35 protein-coding genes and 1 pseudogene are annotated in these 21,685 nt (G+C 42.0%); 3 read left to right on the top strand and 33 right to left on the bottom strand.

Features of this window, described 5'->3' with window-relative positions:
• Window position 1 precedes the first annotated feature (1 nt).
• Together VIM91_RS10345 and VIM91_RS10340 are read right to left on the bottom strand one after the other, a co-directional pair.
• Window positions 2-400: an acyl-CoA thioesterase gene (locus VIM91_RS10345; RefSeq protein ID WP_331864735.1), complete on the bottom strand. Its 399-nt coding sequence runs from the start codon at window positions 398-400 to the stop codon at window positions 2-4.
• Window positions 400-1,062 carry a carboxylesterase gene (locus VIM91_RS10340; protein WP_331864734.1) on the bottom strand — a complete coding sequence of 221 codons (663 nt, stop codon included), beginning with the start codon at window positions 1,060-1,062 and terminating at the stop codon, window positions 400-402. Before VIM91_RS10340 ends, VIM91_RS10345 begins: the two co-directional genes overlap by 1 nt.
• Window positions 1,063-1,121: 59 nt before the next feature.
• Between VIM91_RS10340 and lptM the strand changes: the two genes are divergently transcribed.
• Together lptM and lysA are read left to right on the top strand one after the other, a co-directional pair.
• Complete coding sequence (gene lptM / locus VIM91_RS10335) at window positions 1,122-1,301, top strand: LPS translocon maturation chaperone LptM (protein WP_331864733.1); 180 nt, start codon at window positions 1,122-1,124, stop codon at window positions 1,299-1,301.
• A gap of 32 nt (window positions 1,302-1,333) precedes the next feature.
• A complete protein-coding gene (gene lysA / locus VIM91_RS10330) occupies window positions 1,334-2,584 on the top strand; it encodes a diaminopimelate decarboxylase (RefSeq protein ID WP_331864732.1) in 1,251 nt (416 codons plus the stop codon).
• 17 nt (window positions 2,585-2,601) lie between these two features.
• Here lysA and VIM91_RS10325 read toward each other — a convergent pair whose 3' ends face one another.
• The gene (locus VIM91_RS10325) at window positions 2,602-3,711 is read right to left on the bottom strand and encodes a hypothetical protein (protein WP_331864731.1); all 1,110 of its coding nucleotides are present in this window, start codon (window positions 3,709-3,711) and stop codon (window positions 2,602-2,604) included.
• Between the two features lie 212 nt (window positions 3,712-3,923).
• Between VIM91_RS10325 and VIM91_RS10320 the strand changes: the two genes are divergently transcribed.
• Window positions 3,924-6,500, top strand: coding sequence for a methyl-accepting chemotaxis protein (locus VIM91_RS10320; protein ID WP_331864730.1), 2,577 nt, complete (start codon window positions 3,924-3,926; stop codon window positions 6,498-6,500).
• A 2-nt stretch (window positions 6,501-6,502) separates the two neighbouring features.
• Here VIM91_RS10320 and VIM91_RS10315 read toward each other — a convergent pair whose 3' ends face one another.
• From VIM91_RS10315 to tuf, 30 genes and pseudogenes are all read right to left on the bottom strand, one after another.
• The gene (locus VIM91_RS10315; protein ID WP_331864729.1) at window positions 6,503-7,243 is read right to left on the bottom strand and encodes a tRNA threonylcarbamoyladenosine dehydratase; all 741 of its coding nucleotides are present in this window, start codon (window positions 7,241-7,243) and stop codon (window positions 6,503-6,505) included.
• Complete coding sequence (locus VIM91_RS10310) at window positions 7,230-7,967, bottom strand: TatD family hydrolase (RefSeq protein WP_331864728.1); 738 nt, start codon at window positions 7,965-7,967, stop codon at window positions 7,230-7,232. Before VIM91_RS10310 ends, VIM91_RS10315 begins: the two co-directional genes overlap by 14 nt.
• 44 nt (window positions 7,968-8,011) lie before the next feature.
• Window positions 8,012-8,413, bottom strand: coding sequence for a 50S ribosomal protein L17 (rplQ, locus tag VIM91_RS10305; RefSeq protein WP_331864727.1), 402 nt, complete (start codon window positions 8,411-8,413; stop codon window positions 8,012-8,014).
• Between the two features lie 19 nt (window positions 8,414-8,432).
• Window positions 8,433-9,422, bottom strand: coding sequence for a DNA-directed RNA polymerase subunit alpha (locus tag VIM91_RS10300; protein WP_331864726.1), 990 nt, complete (start codon window positions 9,420-9,422; stop codon window positions 8,433-8,435).
• A 23-nt stretch (window positions 9,423-9,445) separates the two neighbouring features.
• Window positions 9,446-10,066 carry a 30S ribosomal protein S4 gene (gene rpsD / locus VIM91_RS10295; RefSeq protein WP_331864725.1) on the bottom strand — a complete coding sequence of 207 codons (621 nt, stop codon included), beginning with the start codon at window positions 10,064-10,066 and terminating at the stop codon, window positions 9,446-9,448.
• A 12-nt stretch (window positions 10,067-10,078) separates the two neighbouring features.
• The gene (gene rpsK, locus VIM91_RS10290; protein WP_029936106.1) at window positions 10,079-10,468 is read right to left on the bottom strand and encodes a 30S ribosomal protein S11; all 390 of its coding nucleotides are present in this window, start codon (window positions 10,466-10,468) and stop codon (window positions 10,079-10,081) included.
• A gap of 23 nt (window positions 10,469-10,491) precedes the next feature.
• A complete protein-coding gene (gene rpsM / locus VIM91_RS10285; protein WP_331864724.1) occupies window positions 10,492-10,848 on the bottom strand; it encodes a 30S ribosomal protein S13 in 357 nt (118 codons plus the stop codon).
• Window positions 10,849-10,932: 84 nt separating this feature from the next.
• The gene (secY, locus tag VIM91_RS10280) at window positions 10,933-12,261 is read right to left on the bottom strand and encodes a preprotein translocase subunit SecY (protein WP_331864723.1); all 1,329 of its coding nucleotides are present in this window, start codon (window positions 12,259-12,261) and stop codon (window positions 10,933-10,935) included.
• A 2-nt stretch (window positions 12,262-12,263) separates the two neighbouring features.
• Window positions 12,264-12,698 carry a 50S ribosomal protein L15 gene (gene rplO / locus VIM91_RS10275; RefSeq protein ID WP_331864722.1) on the bottom strand — a complete coding sequence of 145 codons (435 nt, stop codon included), beginning with the start codon at window positions 12,696-12,698 and terminating at the stop codon, window positions 12,264-12,266.
• Window position 12,699: 1 nt separating this feature from the next.
• Window positions 12,700-12,888 (bottom strand): 50S ribosomal protein L30, encoded by a 189-nt coding sequence (gene rpmD / locus VIM91_RS10270; RefSeq protein ID WP_331864721.1) that lies wholly within the window; start codon window positions 12,886-12,888, stop codon window positions 12,700-12,702.
• 1 nt (window position 12,889) lies between these two features.
• Window positions 12,890-13,399: a 30S ribosomal protein S5 gene (rpsE, locus tag VIM91_RS10265; RefSeq protein ID WP_029936116.1), complete on the bottom strand. Its 510-nt coding sequence runs from the start codon at window positions 13,397-13,399 to the stop codon at window positions 12,890-12,892.
• 14 nt (window positions 13,400-13,413) lie between these two features.
• Window positions 13,414-13,767, bottom strand: coding sequence for a 50S ribosomal protein L18 (gene rplR, locus VIM91_RS10260; protein ID WP_331864720.1), 354 nt, complete (start codon window positions 13,765-13,767; stop codon window positions 13,414-13,416).
• Between the two features lie 14 nt (window positions 13,768-13,781).
• Complete coding sequence (gene rplF / locus VIM91_RS10255) at window positions 13,782-14,315, bottom strand: 50S ribosomal protein L6 (protein ID WP_331864719.1); 534 nt, start codon at window positions 14,313-14,315, stop codon at window positions 13,782-13,784.
• Between the two features lie 10 nt (window positions 14,316-14,325).
• Window positions 14,326-14,721: a 30S ribosomal protein S8 gene (gene rpsH / locus VIM91_RS10250; RefSeq protein WP_331864718.1), complete on the bottom strand. Its 396-nt coding sequence runs from the start codon at window positions 14,719-14,721 to the stop codon at window positions 14,326-14,328.
• A 9-nt stretch (window positions 14,722-14,730) separates the two neighbouring features.
• Window positions 14,731-15,036, bottom strand: a complete 306-nt coding sequence (gene rpsN / locus VIM91_RS10245) for a 30S ribosomal protein S14 (RefSeq protein WP_029936123.1) — start codon at window positions 15,034-15,036, stop codon at window positions 14,731-14,733.
• 11 nt (window positions 15,037-15,047) lie between these two features.
• Window positions 15,048-15,587, bottom strand: coding sequence for a 50S ribosomal protein L5 (rplE, locus tag VIM91_RS10240; RefSeq protein WP_331864717.1), 540 nt, complete (start codon window positions 15,585-15,587; stop codon window positions 15,048-15,050).
• Window positions 15,588-15,601: 14 nt separating this feature from the next.
• Window positions 15,602-15,916 (bottom strand): 50S ribosomal protein L24, encoded by a 315-nt coding sequence (rplX, locus tag VIM91_RS10235; RefSeq protein ID WP_331864716.1) that lies wholly within the window; start codon window positions 15,914-15,916, stop codon window positions 15,602-15,604.
• Window positions 15,917-15,927: 11 nt separating this feature from the next.
• Window positions 15,928-16,296, bottom strand: coding sequence for a 50S ribosomal protein L14 (gene rplN / locus VIM91_RS10230; RefSeq protein WP_029936129.1), 369 nt, complete (start codon window positions 16,294-16,296; stop codon window positions 15,928-15,930).
• Window positions 16,297-16,416: 120 nt separating this feature from the next.
• Window positions 16,417-16,680, bottom strand: coding sequence for a 30S ribosomal protein S17 (gene rpsQ, locus VIM91_RS10225; RefSeq protein WP_331864715.1), 264 nt, complete (start codon window positions 16,678-16,680; stop codon window positions 16,417-16,419).
• 1 nt (window position 16,681) lies between these two features.
• Window positions 16,682-16,873: a 50S ribosomal protein L29 gene (gene rpmC, locus VIM91_RS10220; RefSeq protein WP_331864714.1), complete on the bottom strand. Its 192-nt coding sequence runs from the start codon at window positions 16,871-16,873 to the stop codon at window positions 16,682-16,684.
• On the bottom strand, window positions 16,874-17,287 hold the full coding sequence (rplP, locus tag VIM91_RS10215; protein WP_029936135.1) for a 50S ribosomal protein L16: 414 nt from the start codon (window positions 17,285-17,287) through the stop codon (window positions 16,874-16,876).
• Window positions 17,288-17,301: 14 nt separating this feature from the next.
• Window positions 17,302-17,988, bottom strand: a complete 687-nt coding sequence (gene rpsC, locus VIM91_RS10210) for a 30S ribosomal protein S3 (RefSeq protein ID WP_331864713.1) — start codon at window positions 17,986-17,988, stop codon at window positions 17,302-17,304.
• Between the two features lie 11 nt (window positions 17,989-17,999).
• Window positions 18,000-18,332: a 50S ribosomal protein L22 gene (gene rplV, locus VIM91_RS10205; protein ID WP_296829234.1), complete on the bottom strand. Its 333-nt coding sequence runs from the start codon at window positions 18,330-18,332 to the stop codon at window positions 18,000-18,002.
• A 12-nt stretch (window positions 18,333-18,344) separates the two neighbouring features.
• Window positions 18,345-18,620 carry a 30S ribosomal protein S19 gene (rpsS, locus tag VIM91_RS10200; RefSeq protein ID WP_029936141.1) on the bottom strand — a complete coding sequence of 92 codons (276 nt, stop codon included), beginning with the start codon at window positions 18,618-18,620 and terminating at the stop codon, window positions 18,345-18,347.
• A gap of 11 nt (window positions 18,621-18,631) precedes the next feature.
• On the bottom strand, window positions 18,632-19,462 hold the full coding sequence (rplB, locus tag VIM91_RS10195; protein ID WP_331864712.1) for a 50S ribosomal protein L2: 831 nt from the start codon (window positions 19,460-19,462) through the stop codon (window positions 18,632-18,634).
• A gap of 11 nt (window positions 19,463-19,473) precedes the next feature.
• Window positions 19,474-19,770 (bottom strand): 50S ribosomal protein L23, encoded by a 297-nt coding sequence (gene rplW / locus VIM91_RS10190; protein WP_331864711.1) that lies wholly within the window; start codon window positions 19,768-19,770, stop codon window positions 19,474-19,476.
• Window positions 19,767-20,372 (bottom strand): 50S ribosomal protein L4, encoded by a 606-nt coding sequence (rplD, locus tag VIM91_RS10185; protein ID WP_414719637.1) that lies wholly within the window; start codon window positions 20,370-20,372, stop codon window positions 19,767-19,769. Before rplD ends, rplW begins: the two co-directional genes overlap by 4 nt.
• 25 nt (window positions 20,373-20,397) lie before the next feature.
• Window positions 20,398-21,033: a 50S ribosomal protein L3 gene (gene rplC, locus VIM91_RS10180; protein WP_331864709.1), complete on the bottom strand. Its 636-nt coding sequence runs from the start codon at window positions 21,031-21,033 to the stop codon at window positions 20,398-20,400.
• Window positions 21,034-21,087: 54 nt separating this feature from the next.
• Window positions 21,088-21,399: a 30S ribosomal protein S10 gene (rpsJ, locus tag VIM91_RS10175; protein WP_029936148.1), complete on the bottom strand. Its 312-nt coding sequence runs from the start codon at window positions 21,397-21,399 to the stop codon at window positions 21,088-21,090.
• 108 nt (window positions 21,400-21,507) lie between these two features.
• Window positions 21,508-21,685: pseudogene (gene tuf, locus VIM91_RS10170) on the bottom strand (elongation factor Tu); the annotation flags it as partial.

The following is a 21,685-nucleotide window of genomic DNA, read 5'->3' as shown; positions in this document are numbered from 1 at the left end:
CCTAATCATTTTGCGGTGTAAATAGCCCATCCAACTCGGCCGGAATTTCCGGCCGGCCGCGTGCATTCACTCCGGTACCGATTACTTTGGCTTGCATGACCAATTTATCATCGTTTGAACGATAGATATGCTGAATAAACGCAAACTTTAGACGCGACTCGCGAAGGCATTCCACCGTTATATAAAAATCATCCTGTGGGCGTAACGACGCTTTATAGTCCAACTCAGTTCGGGTCACCACTAAGTTAATACCCTGTGCACTTAAATCGGCAAAATTGACATTATTGGCGAGTAGAAATTCATGCCGCGCGTGTTCTAAATAGTTTTGATACACGCTGTTATTCACCACTCCTTGAATGTCACATTCATAGTCGCGTACGCGCATGGTTAAAATAAACATTAGTCGTTTCCTTGCAATAAACGCTGGCGTAGCCAGTCGCCAATATATTCAATTTCTTGCAGACAAACCTGATGCTGCATATCGTAAACCTGCCAATCAATTTGGTAACCTTTGGCGCTTAAGTCTTCCTGCGCTTTGGCGCCCAGTTCAAACGGCACCACCGGATCTTGGCGACCATGAATCATTAAAATCGGTATTTCGCGGTGTAAATGAAATTGCTCCACCAATGGGCACCAGGTTGATAATGCCATAATACCACCCAAGCTATGGTCGTAACTTAAACCGGCATGTAAAGCAATTAAGCCGCCCTGTGAAAAACCCGCCAAAATAATATTTTTTGGCTCAATACCGGCGGCTTCTTGTTCGCTAATCAATTTATAAACTTGATGACAAGACACACGAATGCCAGCGGAGTCGACATCGTTTTGCATATCTAACGAACGAATATCAAACCATGAGCGCATATGCATGCCGCCATTGATGGTGACCGCTTGAATTGGGGCATGCGGAAACACAAACCGAATCGCATGATTGTCTGGCAAGCCAAGACTGGGGACAATTTCTTCAAAGTCATGCCCATCCGCACCTAAACCATGCAGCCAAATCACAGCGGCTTTGGCGGGTTGAGAAGGTTCAACAATAACCGGTAAGAGTTCAGACATATCAATGCGTTCCTAGATTCTGGTAAAATGGCGATCATTTTAACGCGATGGCACTCAATATGAAACGCAAGCCGCTCATGTCTTTGACATTAAACCCAGTTTTGTTGGCCGCCAGCCTTGTGGCGATAGCATTGATTTTAAGCGGTTGCGGTAAAAAAGGGCCGCTCAGTTTGCCACAGACGAGCCAAACCGATACCAGTTTGATCGCATCGAACCATTCAACTCAACAGCCTTCTTGAACCCGTTTCTGCATGCTGAATAAGGATTATCCATGACCGACGTTTTTCACTATCAACACAATCAGCTAATGGCCGAACAGGTCTCATTAACCGACTTGGCGAAACAATATGGTACTCCGCTCTATGTGTATTCTCGCACCGAGCTAGAAAAGCGTTGGCAGGCATTTGATCAAGCCTTTGGCAAGCAACCTCACTTGGTTTGTTATGCGGTCAAAACCAATTCTAACTTAGCGGTTTTGCAGGTATTGGCGCATTTGGGTTCGGGCTTTGATATTGTTTCGCAAGGCGAACTGGAACGTGTATTACGTGCTGGCGGCCAGGCCGATAAGGTTGTGTTTTCGGGTGTGGCTAAAAAAGAGTCTGAAATTGAACGTGCGTTGGAAGTCGGCATTCGCTGTTTTAATGTTGAGTCTCATGCCGAATTGGATCGCATTCAAACCGTCGCCCAACGCGCAAATAAAATCGCGCCCATCTCAATCCGAGTCAACCCAGATGTGGATGCCAAAACCCATCCTTACATTTCAACCGGTCTGAAAGAGAACAAATTTGGAGTCGATATTCAAACGGCTCCCGAGCTTTATCAAACCGCCGCCAACTACTCTCATATCAACGTAATTGGCATAGATTGCCATATTGGTTCGCAACTGACTGAAGTGCGCCCATTTGTAGACGCATTAAAAAAGGTGTTGCAACTTAAACAGCGTTTAGCTGGCATGGGCATTGAGATTCATCATTTAGATTTAGGCGGCGGCTTAGGCATACGTTATACCGAAGAAAATCCACCAGAGATTGCCGATTATATTCAGGCATTATTAAGCGAACTGAATGATCCGAATATTGAAGTAATTATCGAACCGGGCCGTGCAATTGCGGGCAATGCTGGGGTTTTGGTGACAGAGGTTGAATACTTAAAGCCGTCCGACCATAAACACTTTGCGATTATTGATGCGGCAATGAACGATTTAATTCGTCCCGCCCTATATCAAGCCTATCAACAAATTATCCCCCTCAGCCCTCGTACTGATGGCGTTGAAGCCCGCTGGGATTTAGTCGGCCCAGTATGTGAGACTGGCGATTTTTTAGGCAAAGATCGCACGCTTAATTTAAAGGCCGGTGATTTGCTAGCGGTATTATCGGCGGGCGCTTATGGCTTTACTATGAGTTCGAACTACAATACGCGCCCACGTGCGGCCGAAGTGATGGTGCAGAAGCACCAGGCCTGGTTGGTGCGTCCGCGTGAAACGTATCAAGACTTAATGGGTTCGGAAAAACTACTCGACTGAGTTTTTAACCAGCTTTACTAAGCTTTATTGAAATTCACTAACCACAACTCGACCTGCGCTTGTAATGCGGCGCTGGCGAGTTGGTTTTGTGCTTGGCGCAAACGTTGAATTTTCGCTTGTTCACCTGAGTTATCCAATAACAAACCCACCGGTTCGCCTTCAAACCACCACGCCCATAATTGCAGACTTGGCTGAGAATAATCTAACCACCAGGCCTGGTATTGTTGACGACTCAAAGCTTGCCATTGATTCATGGTGACGAGACATTGAGGCTCGTCAGACAACTCTAGCTCTATCAAACCGCTTGGCTGATCTAGGGTTTGATTCAACCAGGCCTGGTATAAAGCTTCAACTTCGACCAAATAACGACAGTCACCAATTTTTCGAGTCACGTCCGCTTCTCCGATAAATTCAGCCAGCCGATAAACATCCTCCAATAAGGCAATCATAGATTTGCATTGCATCGGCCGACAAGGCATGCGCGCTAAACTCTGATGCAAACGTTGGCCAATCAGCTCTGGAAAACGCGCGGCCAAAGACAACGCCATCGAGTTAATGCGTGGCAAGGTTTGTAACGAATGCAAACGCTGCTCATCTAATAAACACACCTGAACCTGCTCAAGCAATTCAGTGTTCACCATACGCAAACGCAAACTGCGTAAAAACTTAAGGGTTTCACTTTTGCCCGGCCAACCCAGCTTTTCCACCATATCCGTACGTTTGGCTTGAAATAGTGCGACCCGCTCAGCTTCAGTCAAGGGCGCACGCACCAACTCCCACGCCAATAAAGGGGCATGATCTAACAGCTCCAACATTTGAGGATAACGCCCGGCATAGTGCAATAGGCTGAGTTGATGACTGGGAAATAACTGACATGATTCCACCACCCATTTTGGAATCTGTTGTAACCAAAACCGTAGCTCGCTGTGAACCGACCAACTCAACACATCTAATGCAGGTGCATAATGTGGAATAGGCTCCGCCGACAACATCATTTGATCCCAACTTGGTAGGCGTAAGACACCTTTATCTGGCCAAATTTGACGCAAGTCCAACCAAAGCACTTGCTCTTCCATATCCCAATAAAGTTTGCGTGACAATAAACGGCTGTATGGGCTGGGTTTCAATTTATCTAACCTGTTTAGTAAATGGCGAAACAGTATAACAATTTATACAAATACAAACGACCGCTTGCCTAAACTGATGCAAATCAAGTTTTATGTTTAAAAACCAACGACATACAAATTAAGCATAAATTATTAGCATAAAATAATTTCCTACTAAAGATGCATTTAAAAGATACATTTGAACGATAACCGCGTGGCTACTGGAGAAGCTTATGAGACAAAACCTACCCGTAACCCAAAAACAAAAACCCATTCCACAAAACTACCGTTTAGTCTCACGTACCGACACCGATGGCACCATTGTTGAAGCGAATGATGAGTTTATCGAAATTAGCGGTTATACCGAATCTGAGTTGATTGGCCAACCCCACAACCTATTGCGCCATCCCGATGTGCCGCCCGCCGTATTTAAAGATATGTGGCAAACGCTTCAATCAGGTGAAGGTTGGACGCAGATTGTTAAAAACCGCACCAAAAACGGTGATCATTATTGGGTTAAAGCCAATGTCGCTCCCGTTAAACAACAAAATCAAATCAGCGGTTACATTTCGGTTCGCATGCCAGCCACCGAAGCGGAAATTGCACTGGCGACCCATGCCTATCCTTTAATTAACAAAGGCCAACTTATTATCAAACAAGGCCAGATCTTTACGCCTTTACGCGCTAAGCTAGATAAACTCAATCCATTTAAAAAATGGTCATTGTTGGCGAAACTCAGCTTAGGTAATGTGCTGTTATTGGGTTTTTCGGTCTGGCTGGTCGCATGGATGCGATCTAGCGGCTTAAATCAACTAACCCAAACCGATGCACCAGGCCTGGTAGCCGACCAATTAATTGCCCAGTTTGGTTGGCTTAGCATGTTTTTACTGGTTATTTTATCGGCTTACTTCGCGATCATGAATTATGTATTCGTGTCGCGTCCTTTACGTTCATTACAAAAAATTATGCAATGCTCACAGCAAACTGGCGATTTAAGCGTCCGCGCCAGCATAAAAAATCAGGACGAAATTGGCCAATTAGCCCGCACTTACAATCAACAAATGCAAAATATGCAAGTGGCCATTGGTGAGACCGGACGCATGTTATCAGCGATTGCACACGGCAAACTCAGCGCCACTACGCGTATTCCGATGCAAGGCGACTTTGATTTACTTAAGGCCAGCACCAACTTAGCTACTCAGGCGATGCGCCAAACCACAGAAGAAATAACCAAAGTGCTGCATGAAATTCGTAATGGTAACTTTAGCTACGAATCCAATACCGAATTACAAGGTGACTATCAACAAGCGGTCGCCTACGGTCAAACGGCGATGGTGACATTGAAAGGTGTATTTTTTGAAGTCAATGAGTTAATGGATCAGGTATCTGAAGGTTATTTCGAAAAACGTATCCATGCTGAAGCTCAAGGCGAATTAAAACATTTAAAAGACACCATCAACCAAACCTTGGATCAGCTTGAAAAAGTTATTGCAGAAACCACACAAGTCATGGTCGCACAAGGTTCTGGCGATTTAACTAAGCGCATACAACTTCCACTGCATGGCACCTTGAGTATTCTAAAAGATGGGGTCAACAATGCGACCTCTAATGTATCGAGCTTAATGTCTCAATCAAATTTTTCGGTATTACGTTTATCAGAAGGTACCAATCGTATCTCAGCTGGTATTCAAGATCTTGCACAACGCACTCAGCAGCAAGCAGCCTCGCTGGAAGAAACCGCCGCGAGCATGGAACAAATTACTTCTACCATACGCCAAACAGCCGACAATGCCCAACAAGCTCAAAGCTTGTCTGACCAATCACGACTTGAGGCCTCGAATGCCAACCAAGTCGTGAAACAGACGATTGATGCCATTCATGAAATTAATAACTCCAGTAGCAAGATTGGTGAAATCACCAATCTTATTGATAGCATTGCTTTTCAAACCAATTTATTAGCCTTAAATGCGGCGGTTGAAGCGGCAAGAGCGGGTGATCATGGACGTGGCTTTGCTGTTGTTGCTTCAGAAGTCCGTAGCCTAGCGCAAAAATCAGCGGAAGCGGCGAAGCAAATCAAAACCCTAATTGATGATACTTTAATCAAAGTACAACAAGGTACCGAACTGGCCAACCAATCTGGTCAAGCGATTGATGTCATCAACCACTCGATTGAACAAGTTAGTCAAATCATAGATGAGATTAACCAGGCGACAACCGAGCAATCTCAAGGAGTTGAACAAGTCAATAATGCCATTGCTTCGATTGACACCGCGACTCAAAAAAATGCAACCTTAGTCGAAGAAACGGCACAACAAACACAACAAATGGCTCGTTACGCAACGGAAGTGATTGAACTGTCAAAAATGTTTAAGATTGATTTGAAAGCCATTAACTTTGAAACCGCCATGCAAACTGGCCAATTTGCTTTTGCACAGGCACGTCGCTCACATCAACAATGGAAAGGTTTAATTACCGCTTATATTGCAGGCATGGATGTTGGCTTAAACTTCGAAGCCGCGACCAACCATACCAAGTGTGGACTAGGTAAATGGTTTTATGGCGAAGAAGGTCAAAAATACGCACATTTAACAGAGATGAAACAGGTTGAGAAGTGGCACGCTGAACTGCATAAAACCATTCAACGTATCCTAAATGCACATGACAACCAAGACTTAGCCTTAATTGAAGATGAGTTTACAAAATTGGATGAGTGCAGCGCACAAGTTATTAAGTATTTAACAGAGGCCGAGCTAGCCGTTAAAAACATAACGTCCACACAAGCCAAGTCTTTGGGGCACAAAACGCCTTAGAATTAAGTCGACTGTGTTAACTTTTGTACCACCAGACCTGCCAGCATTAAACCAAAAATACCTGGCATGTAACTGGCAGTGCCATTAACAACACGTCCCCTTGCACCTTCAATCGCCTCAAATGGACCAGGTTCTTTAGGTAGCTCAGATGAAAAAATAACTGGAATACCTTTTTTAATGCCTTGCTTTCTTAAACGCTGACGCATGACGCGCGCCAAACCACAACCGTGAGTTTGACTAATATCGGTAATCGCAATTTTTGAAGGATCAATTCGGCGTCCAGCTCCCATACTAGAGACCACCGGTACTTGTAAACGATACGCATGTTCAACTAAAGCAACTTTGCAGTTTAAGCTGTCAATTGCATCAATAACAAAATCAAATCCAGAACCAACCAGGCCTGGCATCGCTTCAGGACTCAAGAACTCTGCTATTTTAGTGATCTGACAATGTGGATTGATATCCAATAAACGCTCAGCCATAACATCTACCTTAAGACGACCAATCGTACTATCCAGCGCGACTATTTGTCGGTTTTTGTTAGAGGCCGAAACCTTATCATGATCGACTATTGTCAAGCTGCCTACACCGGCTCGAACTAAGGCTTCTGCTACAAAACCACCCACACCACCAACACCTGCAACAAGCACATGGCTTTTATTTAGCACCAGCATTTGATCATCACTAAAGACTAATCGGCTGCGCTCATATAGTGGATCGAATAAATAATCATAACAACTCATATAATTTAAAGCTCTCAATTGCATTCTGCGTAGTAATTTGACATAAGGTTTCTAACTCTAGCTGTTTTATTTGACTAAGTCTCGATGCTATTAATGTAATCATATTAAGATCTCCTGGCCGACCATCGGGATAGGGAATATTTGGAGCATCGCTTTCAATTACAATATTTTCTATTGGTAAATGAGTGACTAGGTTTAAATACCTGGGTGCATTGTCTCTTAGGATTAAACCATTTACACCAATTTTAATTCCCAACTTGCTGAAACGTTTCGCCTGCTCAAGACTACCTGGAAAACTATGTATCGCCCCTTTGACCGGGTAGGTTCTAAGCAAATCAAAAAGTTCATCATAGGCTTTTAATAAATGTAGAGAAACACTCAGATTATGCTGGCTAGCAAAACGAAGCTGTATTTCTAATATCTCCAATTGTTGATTTCTAGTGGACTTGTAGGAAGGTGAAAAATCTAAACCTATCTCACCCATAATCTGAATATTATTAGATTCAATATAATCCAATAATAGATTTAACTCTTGGAGAGAAGAATCTTGTACAAACCAAGGGTGTAATCCACAGGCCATCATTACTTTTGTAGGATGCTTTTGTGCAAGAATAAAGTTCGAGTGACAAGATGCTAGATCAGTTGAAACAGTGATTATAGGATGATGGTCATCATAAGAAGAAAGTGTAAGTTGATCAAGATGTGCGTGAGTATCGATTAACATGCTGGCTAGATATAAAAAGACCGACTTGCGTCGGTCTTTAAAAGTTAAGCTTCTTCTGAAACTTCAGTAGGTGCTTGAACTTTAACCACTGGACGATCTACCAATTCGACAATTGCCATTGGGGCATTGTCACCTGGACGGTATCCACATTTAAGAATACGAATATACCCACCAGGACGAGATTGATAACGAACACCTAGATCAGAAAATAGCTTACCAACCGCCGCTTTATCACGAAGACGTGAAAAAGCTAAACGACGGTTATGTACACTGTCTTCCTTAGCTAAGGTGATCAATGGCTCTGCGATTGAACGCAATTCTTTAGCTTTTGCAACCGTCGTTTTAATCACTTCATGCTCAATAAGTGAAGCAGACATGTTTTTAAACATGGCTTTACGGTGCGAGCTATTGCGATTTAATTTACGACCACTCTTACGATGACGCATAATAGCTTCCTTTTATTCCTTACGCTGACTCTTTGCTCACCAAGCTAGATGGCGGCCAGTTTTCTAATTTAGTACCTAAACTCAATCCTCTTTGCGCTAAGACATCTTTAATCTCTTGCAAAGATTTCTTACCTAGATTTGGTGTTTTCAACAAGTGACCTTCACTACGTTGAACCAAATCACCAATGTAATAGATCTGTTCAGCTTTTAAACAATTCGCTGAACGAACTGTTAACTCTAGATCATCAACTGGCTGTAAGAAAATAGGATCAAACTCATTTTCTTCTTCTTGAGGTGCTGAGATTTCTTGATGTTTCAAGTCGACAAAAGCATTAAGCTGGTAATGCAGTACGGTTGCCGCTTGCTTGATTGCGTCTTCAGGATCAAGTGTTCCATTAGTAACAACATCAAGAATCAATTTATCAAGATCTGTACGCTGTTCAACACGGGCATTTTCAACTTCATAACTGACAGTATGAACCGGGCTAAAACTTGCATCCAATCTTAAAGAGCCGACCTGTGAAGAATTAGAGGAATCAACCTGAGCCGCAGCACGGTAGCCAATACCCTTTTCAACATTCAAGGTCATAGATAGTTCTGCACCCTCACTTATGTGAGCAATGATGTGATCAGGATTACAGATTTCAACATCATGATCGACAGAAATATCTTTTGCTCTTACTACAGCCGGTCCAAATTTTTTCAAAACCAACTGAGCGCTATTTTTAGCATTTAACTTGATCGATACTTCTTTAAGGTTAAGTAGGATTTCTAAAACATCCTCTCTTACACCTTCAATAGTTGAGTATTCATGCAATACTCCATCTATCTGAGCTTCTACAATCGCAGCACCAGGCATAGATGATAAAAGAATACGTCTTAGAGCATTACCAAGTGTATGACCAAAACCACGTTCAAGCGGTTCTAAAGTCACACGACTGTGGGTAGGACTCAATCTCTTGATGTCAACAAGACGTGGGGTCAACAACTGTTCTAACATCTCTTGCATCAGGTGTTATCTCCGTTTATAGACTACTTAGAGTAAAGCTCAACAATCAAGTTTTCTGAGATTTCGGCTGGAAGATCTGTGCGATCAGGTACAGACTTAAATGTACCTTGGAAAGCTTTAGGATCTACTTCTACCCAAGAAATCGAACCCATTTTTGAGGCCAATTCTAATGCTGATGCAATACGCGTTTGATTGCGTGCTTTCTCACGAATGCTAATGACATCACCAGGTGAAACTTCGTATGAAGGAATATTAACTGTTCCACCATTTACCTGAATAGACTTATGCGACACTAACTGACGAGCTTCTGCACGAGTACTTGCAAAACCCATACGATAGACAACATTATCTAAGCGACTTTCTAGGATCTGCAGTAAGTTAACACCAGTTGAACCTTTACGACGATCCGCTTCTTTATAATAAAGACGGAATTTCTTTTCAAGTACACCGTAAATACGTCTAACTTTTTGTTTTTCACGCAGCTGAGTACCATATTCGGTTACACGCGTACGACGAGCACCGTGTTGACCAGGAACCTGATCAATCTTACATTTTGATTCAATGCTTCTTGCACCACTTTTTAAAAATAAGTCAGTGCCTTCACGACGCGCGAGCTTACATTTTGGACCAATATATCTTGCCATGAACTTATATCCTTAAACACGACGTTTTTTAGATGGACGGCATCCATTGTGAGGAATCGGAGTTACATCAGAGATAGATGTAATCTTGAAGCCTGCACTGTGCAAACCACGAACAGCTGAGTCACGACCTGGGCCAGGTCCTTTCACCATAACGTCCATATTCTTTACACCGTACTCGTGAGCCATTTGGCCAGCACGCTCTGCAGCAACCTGAGCCGCAAAAGGTGTACTTTTACGAGACCCACGGAAACCACTGCCACCAGCTGTTGCCCAGCACAATGCATTACCTTGACGATCTGTAATCGTCACAATTGTATTATTGAAAGAAGCATGAACGTGCGCAACGGCATCGTTAATAACTTGCTTGACTTTCTTTTTAACACGCGTATTTGCTTTTGCCATAATTATTCTCGCAGGTTATGCGGTTATCTCTTAATAGGTTTCTTTGGACCTTTACGTGTACGCGCATTTGTTTTAGTGCGCTGACCACGTAAGGGTAGACTACGGCGATGACGAATGCCACGGTAACAACCCATATCCATTAGACGCTTGATGTTCATAGAAACATCACGTCTCAAGTCACCTTCAATTTTATATTTTGCCACTTCAATACGTAGCTTTTCTAACTGATCTTCAGTCAACTCACGAACTTTTGTTGTAGGGTCAAGGTCTGCAGAAACACAAAGGTTCTGAGCCGTAGTTTGTCCCACACCATAGATCGATCTTAAGCCGATAACAATATGCTTGTTAAGCGGTAAATTTACGCCGGCAATACGAGCCATTTTGACGCTCCCCTAAAATCCGTCTAGAAAAACGAGAGATTATACTCGTCTTCTTGTTGAAATACTAGGTAAATAGTTGACTTTCTACTTACCTTTCAAATTTGCTTTTTTCATCATGCTTTCATACTGACCAGACATCAACTGTGCTTGTATTTGTGTCATAAAGTCCATAACCACAATTACAATAATTAACAATGAAGTCCCACCAAAGTAGAAGGGTACATTCCAGTATAAAATCAAGAATTCAGGCAACAAACATACTGCAGTAATGTATACAGCACCAGCTAAGGTTAACCGGCCCATAATAGTATCAATGTAGCGAGCAGTTTGTGGACCTGGACGAATGCCCGGTAAAAATGCACCCGACTTTCTTAAGTTATCCGCTGTTTCTTTTGGATTGAAAACAATCGCTGTGTAGAAAAAACAGAAGAAAATAATAGCCAATGCATAAAAGAACACATACAAAGGCTGACCTGGTGCAAGCGTAGTAGCCAAATCTTTAAGCCAACCAAGATTTTCTGAAGAACCAAACCACCCACCCAAACTGGCAGGGAAAAGAATGATACTAGAAGCAAAGATTGGAGGTATTACCCCAGCCATATTAAGCTTTAAAGGAAGGTGACCTTCTTGCCCGCCATACAGTTTTCGTCCGCGCATTCGTTGAGCATAATGAACAGGAATTCGACGTTGACCACGCTCAACAAAGACAACAAAAGCTGTTACAGCTGCCACTAATAAAAGTAAAACTACTACTGTCAAAGCATGTAAAGCCCCAGTATGAACCTGTTCCAAAGTTCCACCCAGTGCAGACGGAAGTCCAGCCACGATACCTGCAAAGATTATCAATGAAATACCATTACCGATACCACGCTCTGTAATTTGCTCACCAAGCCACATCAAAAAAATTGTGCCACTTACTAAGGTTACAACTGCAGTAAGCATAAACATTGGACCTGGGTTAACAACTACAGGCATACCGTTAATGTTTTGAGCTTGCAATGCAATTGAAACACCAATTGCCTGAAAGGTCGCTAAAACAACTGTACCCATTCTGGTGTACTGAGTTATTTTACGACGACCCTGCTCCCCTTCTTTCTTTAGCTGCTCTAGTGTTGGAGAAACAACTGTTAAGAGCTGCATAATAATTGCTGCCGAGATATAAGGCATTATACCTAGTGCAAAAATTGATAAACGCTCTAATGCACCACCCGAAAACATGTTAAACATGTCCAAGATAGTACCCTTTTGTTGCTCAAACATTGCAGCCAGTGCAACTGGATCAATTGAAGGAACAGGTACATGTGTTCCAAAACGGAACACAATTAAAGCACCTAAAACAAACAATAAACGTGACTTTAAATCACCCCAGCCTTTAGAAGCACCACCTGCTTGACTTAAAGAAGGATTATTCATATTTACTCTTCAACACTTCCACCAGCAGAAATAATTGCAGCCTTAGCGCCTGCCGTTACTTTAATGCCAGAAAGTTTTACAGATTTAGTCAACTCACCAGAGTTGATAACCTTTACATTTTTTATTTTCTCATTGACCAAGTTATTGGCCTTTAAACTAGCTAAATCAATCGTATCCGCTTCAACACTATTAAGTGCATCTAAACGAATTTCAGCTGAATACTTAGCTTTTAGAGAAGTGAAGCCAACTTTAGGCAATCTACGTTGGATAGGCATTTGACCGCCTTCAAAACCAACTTTATGAAAACCGCCTGAGCGAGACTTCTGGCCTTTATGACCACGACCACCCATTTTACCTAGACCGGAACCCTGCCCACGACCTACGCGTCTTCTCTCTTTTTTTGAGCCCTCTGCAGGCGCTAATGTATTTAAAAACATTTTACGCTTCCTCAATTTTTAGCAGATACGACACTTTATTGATCATTCCACGATTTTCTGGAGTGTCAATAACGGAAACCGTATGGTGCATTCTTCGTAAACCAAGTCCAGCTACACAAGCTTTATGAGCTGGTAAACGACCTATTGTACTTTTGACAAGGGTAACTTTAACAAGTTTCTTAGCAGCCATATTATTCACCCGTAATATCTTTTAAGTTTTTACCACGCTTAGCAGCAATAAAATCAGGTGTATGCATTGAGGTTAATGCATTAACTGTTGCACGTACAACATTTACTGGTCTCGTTGTACCAATACATTTAGCCAACACGTTCTTAACACCTGCTGCTTCTAATACAGCACGCATAGAACCACCAGCAATAACACCAGTACCTTCTGAAGCAGGCAACATAACAATTTTTGCTGCGCCTTGTTCAAAACTAATCGGGTACTCAAGTGTACCTGATTTCAAGTGTACATCCCTCATGTTGCGACGAGCTTGTTCCATTGCTTTTTTAATTGCAACTGGAACTTCACTGGCTTTACCACTACCAAAACCAATGCGGCCATCACCATCACCTACCACAGTAAGCGCTGAGAAAGAAAATACACGTCCACCCTTTACAACTTTTGCAACTCGGCGAACAGAAACCAATTTTTCAATGTATCCGTCCTGACCATCTTGTAATTCTTGTGAAGACATATAATACCCTTATCTTAAAACTCTAGTCCGTTCGCACGTGCGGCATCTGCCAACACTTGAACGCGCCCGTGGTATTTAAAACCTGAACGGTCAAAAGCTACTTTCGTTATACCAGCTGTTTTTGCTTTTTCAGCAATCACTTTACCAACTAACTCTGCCGCTTCTTTATTACCACTGAACTTTACTTTACTTTTTACATCCGCCTGAACCGTTGAACTAGTAGCAAGTACTGTTGATCCGTCTGCAGAAATCAACTGAACATAAATATGTTTAGGTGTACGATTAACACACAAACGAGGCATATTTAATTCACTAATTTTAGCACGTGTCTTTTTGGCTCTACGGAGTCTAGCTTGTTTGCTATCCATATCTACTCCCAACCTTATTTCTTCTTAGCTTCTTTTCGCAGAATTCTTTCATCTGCATACTTAATACCTTTACCTTTATAAGGTTCAGGTGGACGATAACCGCGAACTTCAGCTGCAACTTGACCAACGGCTTGCTTATCTGCACCCTTAATCACAATTTCAGTTTGGCTAGGTGTTTCCGCAGTAATGCCTGCAGGTAGCTGATGATTAACAGGATGAGAGAAACCTAAAGTTAGGTTTATAACATTACCTTGTACCTGTGCACGGTAACCAACACCCACTAGTTGCAATCTTTTTTCAAAGCCTTGACTTACACCAGTAACCATATTGTTTATTACTGAACGCGCAGTACCAGCTTGTGCCCAACCGTCAACTACACCAGCTTTAGGCGAAAAACTAACAACACCGTCAGCTTGATTGATAACAACCGCTGAATTCAATTGAAAACTTAGTGAACCGTTTGAACCTTTTACTGTAACCTCTGAACCTTTAACATTCAGTTCCACACCTTTAGGTAGGGTGATCGGAGACTTTGCGACTCTAGACATACATTCTCTCCTAAGCTACGTAGCAAATAATCTCACCGCCAACACCTTGCTTGCGTGCTTCGCGATCAGACATAATGCCTTTTGAGGTTGAAACTACAGCCACACCTAGGCCACCAATTACTTTTGGTAGTTCATCTTTATTTTTATAAACACGTAAACCAGGACGGCTTACACGCTTAAGCAACTCGATGACAGGCTTCCCTTGATAATATTTCAAATCAACCGATAAAACAGACTTACCGTCAGTATCTTTAACGTCAAATGAAGAGACATAACCTTCATCCGTTAACAGTTTTGCCAAAGATGCCTTCAATTTCGAAGAAGGCATTGAAACTTTTGCATGACCTGCTAATTGGCCGTTACGAATACGCGTTAGCATATCGGCGATTGGATCAGACATACTCATAATTAAATCCTACCAACTTGCTTTTCTTAAACCAGGAACATCGCCCTGCATTGCATATAAACGAAGCATGTTACGTGATAAACCAAATTTTCTATAAACACCATGTGGTCTACCGGTAATTTTGCAACGACGCTGTTGTCTTACTGGCGATGCATTTCTTGGAAGCTTCGCTAGCTTATCCATAGCTTCCATACGCTCATCATATGAAAGCGACATATCTACAGATGTTTTTTTGAGTAACGCACGCTTTTCTGCGTACTTCGCCACCATTTGCTCTCGCTTGGTTTCGCGCTCTCTCATTGAAGTTTTAGCCATGAGAAACCTCTCTATTTCTTAAACGGAAAATTAAAGGCTTCCAATAAAGCCTTAGCTTCTGCATCGGTGCTTGCAGTAGTCGCGATATTAATATCCATACCACGCATCATATCGACCTTTTCGAACTCAATCTCAGGGAAAATAATCTGCTCTTTAACACCAAGTGTGTAGTTACCACGACCATCAAATGCCTTTGGATTTACGCCACGAAAATCTCTTACACGCGGCAAAGCAATATTGATTAAACGATCAAGGAATTCATACATTTTTTCGCCGCGCAAGGTAACTTTACAGCCAATAGGCCAGCCTTGACGTACTTTAAAACCAGCTACAGATTTACGTGCTAAAGTCTTTACAGGTTTCTGACCGGCGATCAGCTCCATATCAGACAAAGCATTATCTAGAACCTTCTTATCCGCTAACGCTGCACCAACACCCATGTTAATAGTAATTTTAGTTACTTTAGGTGCTTGCATCACAGACTTATAACCAAACTGTTCAACTAGCTTGCTTACAACCTGATCTTTATAAACTTGTTTTAATCTTGCCATCTCTCTAACCTAATTTAAGCATTAACTGCTTTATCTGTAGACTTGAAGTAACGCACCTTTGTATCATTCTCAATACGGTAACCGATGCGATCAGCCTTTTGGGTTTCTGGGTTAAAAAGTGCCACATTTGAAACATGAATAGGCATCTCTTTAGTAACAATCCCGCCTTGGGCACCAGTCATTGGGTTAGACTTAGTATGCTTCTTAACCAAGTTAACGCCATCAACAAGCACACGACTGTCATCGACTAACTTAGAAACCGTACCTTTCTTACCCTTATCTTTGCCTGCAATGATGATAACTTCATCACCTTTCTTTAAACGATTCACAACTAATCTCCTTATAAGACTTCAGGAGCCAAAGAAACTATTTTCATAAACTTTTCGTTACGAAGCTCTCTAGTTACTGGTCCGAAGATACGTGTTCCAATAGGTTCTTTTTTATTATTAAGAATCACAGCTGCGTTATCATCGAACTTGATCAAAGAACCATCTTGACGTCTCACACCCTTAGCTGTTCTTACAACAACGGCGTCATACACATCACCTTTCTTGACCTTACCACGAGGCGCTGCTTCTTTTACAGACACTTTAATAATGTCACCAACACTTGCGTAGCGGCGCTTTGAGCCACCTAGAACCTTGATGCATTGCACACGCTTAGCACCACTGTTATCAGCGACCTCAAGTATTGTTTGCATTTGAATCATAGCGGTACTCCATTTGCTATAAAACCGCGAAAAAAATAATCTTAACACAAAAACCGCTGAATGACTAGTTCCAAATGGCTTGGTCATTCCAGCGGTAGAAAATAAAATCTAAATTATTTATTAGATTTTTGCTTTCTCTTCAACCTTGACTAAAGTCCAGGATTTGCGTTTTGATAACGGACGGCATTCCATAATAGTAACTTTGTCGCCAACATTACAAACATTATCAGCATCATGAGCCATAATTTTTGTAGATTTCTTGACGTATTTTTTATACTTAGGATGCTTAATATATCTTTCAGTCAGCACAACAATAGAACAATCCATTCCATTACTGGATACAACTCCAGAAAGTGTGCGAGCTTTAGTATTTTCTACTGACATTTTAATTACTCACTTTTTCACGCATGATGGTCTTCACTCTAGCAATTGAACGTCTTACAGACTTCAATTTAGCTGAGTTGGCTAACTGCCCAGTAGCATGCTGCATTCTTAAGTTAAACTGTTCTTTTAAGAGCGACATTAATTCTTCATTAAGTTGCTCTGCTGTTTTTTCTCTTAATTCTTGTGCAGACATTTACATCACCGTTCTTGTTACAAACTGAGTTTTAAAAGGCAGTTTTGCTGCAGCTAAGCTAAATGCTTCGCGTGCTAACACTTCATTTACACCTTGAACTTCATATAGAACACGGCCTGGCTGAATTTGGGCAACCCAATATTCAACACTGCCCTTGCCTTTACCCATACGAACTTCTAGCGGTTTACTTGTAATAGGCTTGTCTGGAAACACACGGATCCAAATCTTACCGCCTCTTTTAATGTGACGAGTCATAGCACGACGTGCTGATTCGATTTGGCGTGAAGTTAGTCTACCGCGCTCAGTGGCTTTAAGACCAAACTCACCGAAGCTTACTTTACTTCCACTTTGTGCCAAACCACGATTACGTCCCTTTTGAACTTTTCTGAATTTGGTACGCTTAGGCATTAACATGGTTACAAATCCTTTTATTTACGGCTTTTCTTGGCTTTAGGTTGCTTTTGGCTATCCCCAGCAAGTGACATTTTGCCAAGTTTTTCACCATGGAAAATCCAGACTTTTACGCCAATTTTCCCATAAGTGGTGTCAGCCTCGAATATTGAATAATCAATATCTGCACGGAAGGTATGCAAAGGTACACGACCCTCACGATACCATTCGGTACGGGCAATTTCCGCGCCATTCAAACGTCCGGCAACTGCAACCTTAATACCTTGAGCTCCTAAACGCATTGCATTTCCAACTGCACGCTTCATAGCGCGACGGAACTGAATACGCTTCTCCAACTGCTGAGCAATACTCTCTGCAACTAATTTTGAATCTAACTCAGGCTTTTTAACTTCTTCAATATTAATATTGACTGGTAAGCCTGTTTTCTTCATTAAAGAAGATTTTAGTTTTTCGATGTCTTCGCCTTTTTTACCGATAACAACACCTGGTCTTGCGGTATGAATAGTAACGCGAATACCATTTGCTACACGTTCAATATGAATTTTACTAACAGAAGCATGCTTCAATTGTTCATTTAATTCTTTACGTATCTCAATGTCGCTAACTAAAAAATCAGAATAATTTTTACTATCCGCATACCAGCGGGCATTCCAATCTTTAGTAATACCAAGACGGATACCGATAGGATGTACTTTTTGACCCATTCTGGCTCTCCTTATTTTTCGCTTACAGTAACGGTTATGTGACTCATTCGCTTAATAATGCGATTTCCACGGCCTTTTGCACGCGCACGCATGCGCTTCATTAATGGGCCCTCATCAACATAAACTGCTGTCACTTTAAGCTCATCGACATCGGCACCTTCGTTATTTTCTGCATTAGCAATCGCAGAATTTAACACTTTTTTCATAAGGTCTGCCGCTTTCTTACCACTAAATGTAAGAATATTAACGGCTGACTCAACATCTTTTCCTCGAATAAGGTCTGCTACTAAGCGAGCTTTCTGAGGAGAGATGCGAGCGAATTTATGTGTTGCACTGACTTGCATTTTATTCTCCTATTAGCGCTTAGCTTTCTTATCAGCTACATGACCACGATAGGTACGAGTCATTGAAAACTCACCCAGTTTGTGGCCAACCATATTTTCAGAAACAAATACTGGGATATGCTCTTTACCATTGTGCACCGCAATTGTTAAACCAATCATGTCAGGAAGGATCATTGATCTTCTTGACCAGGTTTTAATCGGACGCTTATTACCAGATTCTTGTGCCTCAATCACTTTTTTTGCTAAGTGATGATCTACAAAAGGTCCTTTTTTAACTGAACGTGGCATTATGTCCTTCCTTATTTACTATTTCTACGACGTACAATCATATTGTTTGTACGCTTGTTGCTTCTAGTTTTCTTGCCTTTAGTTGGCACACCCCAAGGAGTAACGGGATGACGGCCACCTGAAGTGCGACCTTCACCACCACCATGTGGATGGTCAACTGGGTTCATAGCAACACCACGCACAGTCGGACGAACACCACGCCATCTCTTAGCACCGGCCTTACCTAACTTACGCAAGCTGTGCTCGGCATTACCAACCTCACCAACTGTAGCTCTACACTCAATATGAATTTTACGCATTTCACCAGAACGAAGCTTTACAAGAACGTATGAACCTTCCTTGCCAGCGATTTGAACATATGCACCTGCACTACGCGCGATCTGTGCCCCTTTACCAGGGCGTAACTCAACACCGTGTACGATCGTACCTACTGGAATATTTCTCAAAGGCAAAGTATTTCCTGCCTTGATAGAAACACCCGAACCAGATTCAACTGTATCACCAGCTTGCATACTCTTAGGTGCCAAAATATAAGCACGCTCACCGTCAGCATAACGAATTAAGGCAATATTAGCCGTACGATTTGGATCATATTCAAGACGTTCTACTGTTGCTGGGATACCATCTTTAGTGCGTTTAAAATCGACCATACGATAATGGCGCTTATGACCACCACCATGATGACGCACTGTGATACGGCCAGTGTTATTACGACCACCTTTTCTAGACTTTTTTTCTAATAGTGGCGCATATGGCTCACCTTTGTGCAAGGTTGGCTCAACAATACGAACTACAAAACGCTGTCCAGGAGAAGTTGGTTTTGATTTTTTAATAATCGCCATGATCTAACTCCTTATTCGCCAGATACAAAGTCAAGTTCTTGACCTTCAGTTAATCTAACAATGGCTCTACGAGAACCGTTTCTTGTACCTGTACGGCCTTTAAACATCTTGCGCTTACCTTTTTGGTTTAGCACATTAACTGATTCAACTTTTACATTAAACAGACTTTCAACAGCAAGCTTAACTTCAACTTTTGTTGCATCAGGAGCTATTTTAAAGACGTACTGAGAAGTCTTTTCAGCCATCATGGCACTTTTTTCAGATACATGTGGAGCCAATAATACTTTTAATAAACGCTCATTACTCATGCGAACTTCTCCTCTAACTGCTTAATAGCACCTTGAGTCATAACCACACTCTTGAAACCTACCAAGCTTAATGGATCTACTGAAGCTGCATCACATACATCCGCATGATAAATATTACGAGCTGATAAATACAAATACTCATCAAATGCTTCTGTAACAACTAGTGCGTCAGTTAAGCCAAGTGACTGTAATTTTGATTTGAAATCACGTGTTTTTGGTGCATCAATTTTAAAGTCATCAACAACGACCAATCTACCTGTGCGATTTAGCTCAGATAAAATAGAACGCATCGCTCCGCGATACATTTTCTTGTTTACTTTTTGTGAAAAATCACGATTATGCCCCGGGAAAGCACGACCACCGCCAACCCAAATCGGGCTACGAATAGTACCGGCTCGAGCACGACCTGTGCCTTTCTGACGCCATGGTTTAATACCACCACCACGAACTTCTGCTCGTGTTTTCTGAGATTTGGTACCAGAACGTGCACCAGCCATGTAAGAAACTACAACTTGATGAACCAATGATTCATTGAAGTCAACGCCAAACACACCCTCTGAAACACCGACTTTACCAGCCTCTTTTCCCGTGGCCAATTCAATCATTTTTAATTCCATTGTGCCCACCTTACTTAATTGCTTTACGTACTAGAACCGTGCTGCCTTTTGCACCAGGTACAGCACCCTTGATGAGCAACAAACCGTTCTCTACATCAACACGAACCAAATCTAAGTTTAAGGTAGTTTGACGAACATCACCCATGTGACCTGCCATCTTTTTCCCTTTAAACACTCGACCTGGCGTCTGGTTCTGACCAATAGAACCTAGCACTCGGTGAGACAACGAATTACCATGAGTGGCATCTTGCGTTCTAAAGTTATGTCTTTTGACACCACCTTGAAAACCTTTACCTTTAGTCGTACCAATTACATCAACAACCGGAACTTCAGTAAACTTCTCTACTGTAATCTCAGATCCCACCTCAAAAGAAGCAAGCTCTTCAGAAGATAAACGGAATTCCCACAAACCTTCACCCGCTTCCACTCCTGCCTTCGCAAAATGGCCAGCTTTTGGCTTGTTAATTCGACCTGCGTGCTTTGTGCCCGCTGTAACTTGAACCGCAGAATAACCTTCGCCTTCTACAGTTTTAATTTGCGTAACACGATTTGGTGCAACCTCTACTACAGTCACAGGAATTGACACACCTTCTTCATTGAAGATACGTGTCATACCTATCTTTTTCCCAACGACACCAATATTCATTTTGCTACCTCTTATTATTGAAATCAGCCATTACGATTGATGGCTTCAATTTGCTTAACGCAATTCCAACTGAACATCAACACCCGCGGCCAAATCAAGCTTCATCAACGCATCAACCGTTTTATCGGTCGGATCAACAATATCCAACATGCGCTTATGTGTACGAAGCTCATATTGATCACGTGCATCCTTGTTTACGTGCGGAGATACCAAGATTGTAAAACGCTCTTTACGTGTTGGCAGCGGAATTGGACCGCGAACTTGCGCCCCAGTTCTTTTAGCTGTTTCCGTAATCTCTTTTGCGGATTGATCAATTAAACGATGATCAAAAGCCTTTAAGCGAATACGTATATTTTGTGTTGCCATAGACCACTTCTCGCTATATATAAAAAATAAAAGCAGCAGACCACATGAGCCCACTGCTAATTAAGGTTGCGAATTTTACTTCAATCTTAATTAATAATCAAGCTTTGATTATTTCAAGATTTTAGAAACCACACCCGCACCTACAGTACGACCACCTTCACGAATAGCGAAACGTAAACCTTCGTCCATCGCGATTGGGTTGATCAAGGTGATCGTCATCTGAATGTTGTCACCTGGCATAACCATTTCAACACCAGATGGTAATTCACATGCACCTGTGATATCC

The organism is Thiomicrospira sp. (assembly GCF_036568485.1).
In the GTDB taxonomy this organism is placed as follows: Bacteria; Pseudomonadota; Gammaproteobacteria; order Thiomicrospirales; family Thiomicrospiraceae; genus Thiomicrospira.
This window is presented reverse-complemented; position numbering and strand designations above follow the sequence as displayed.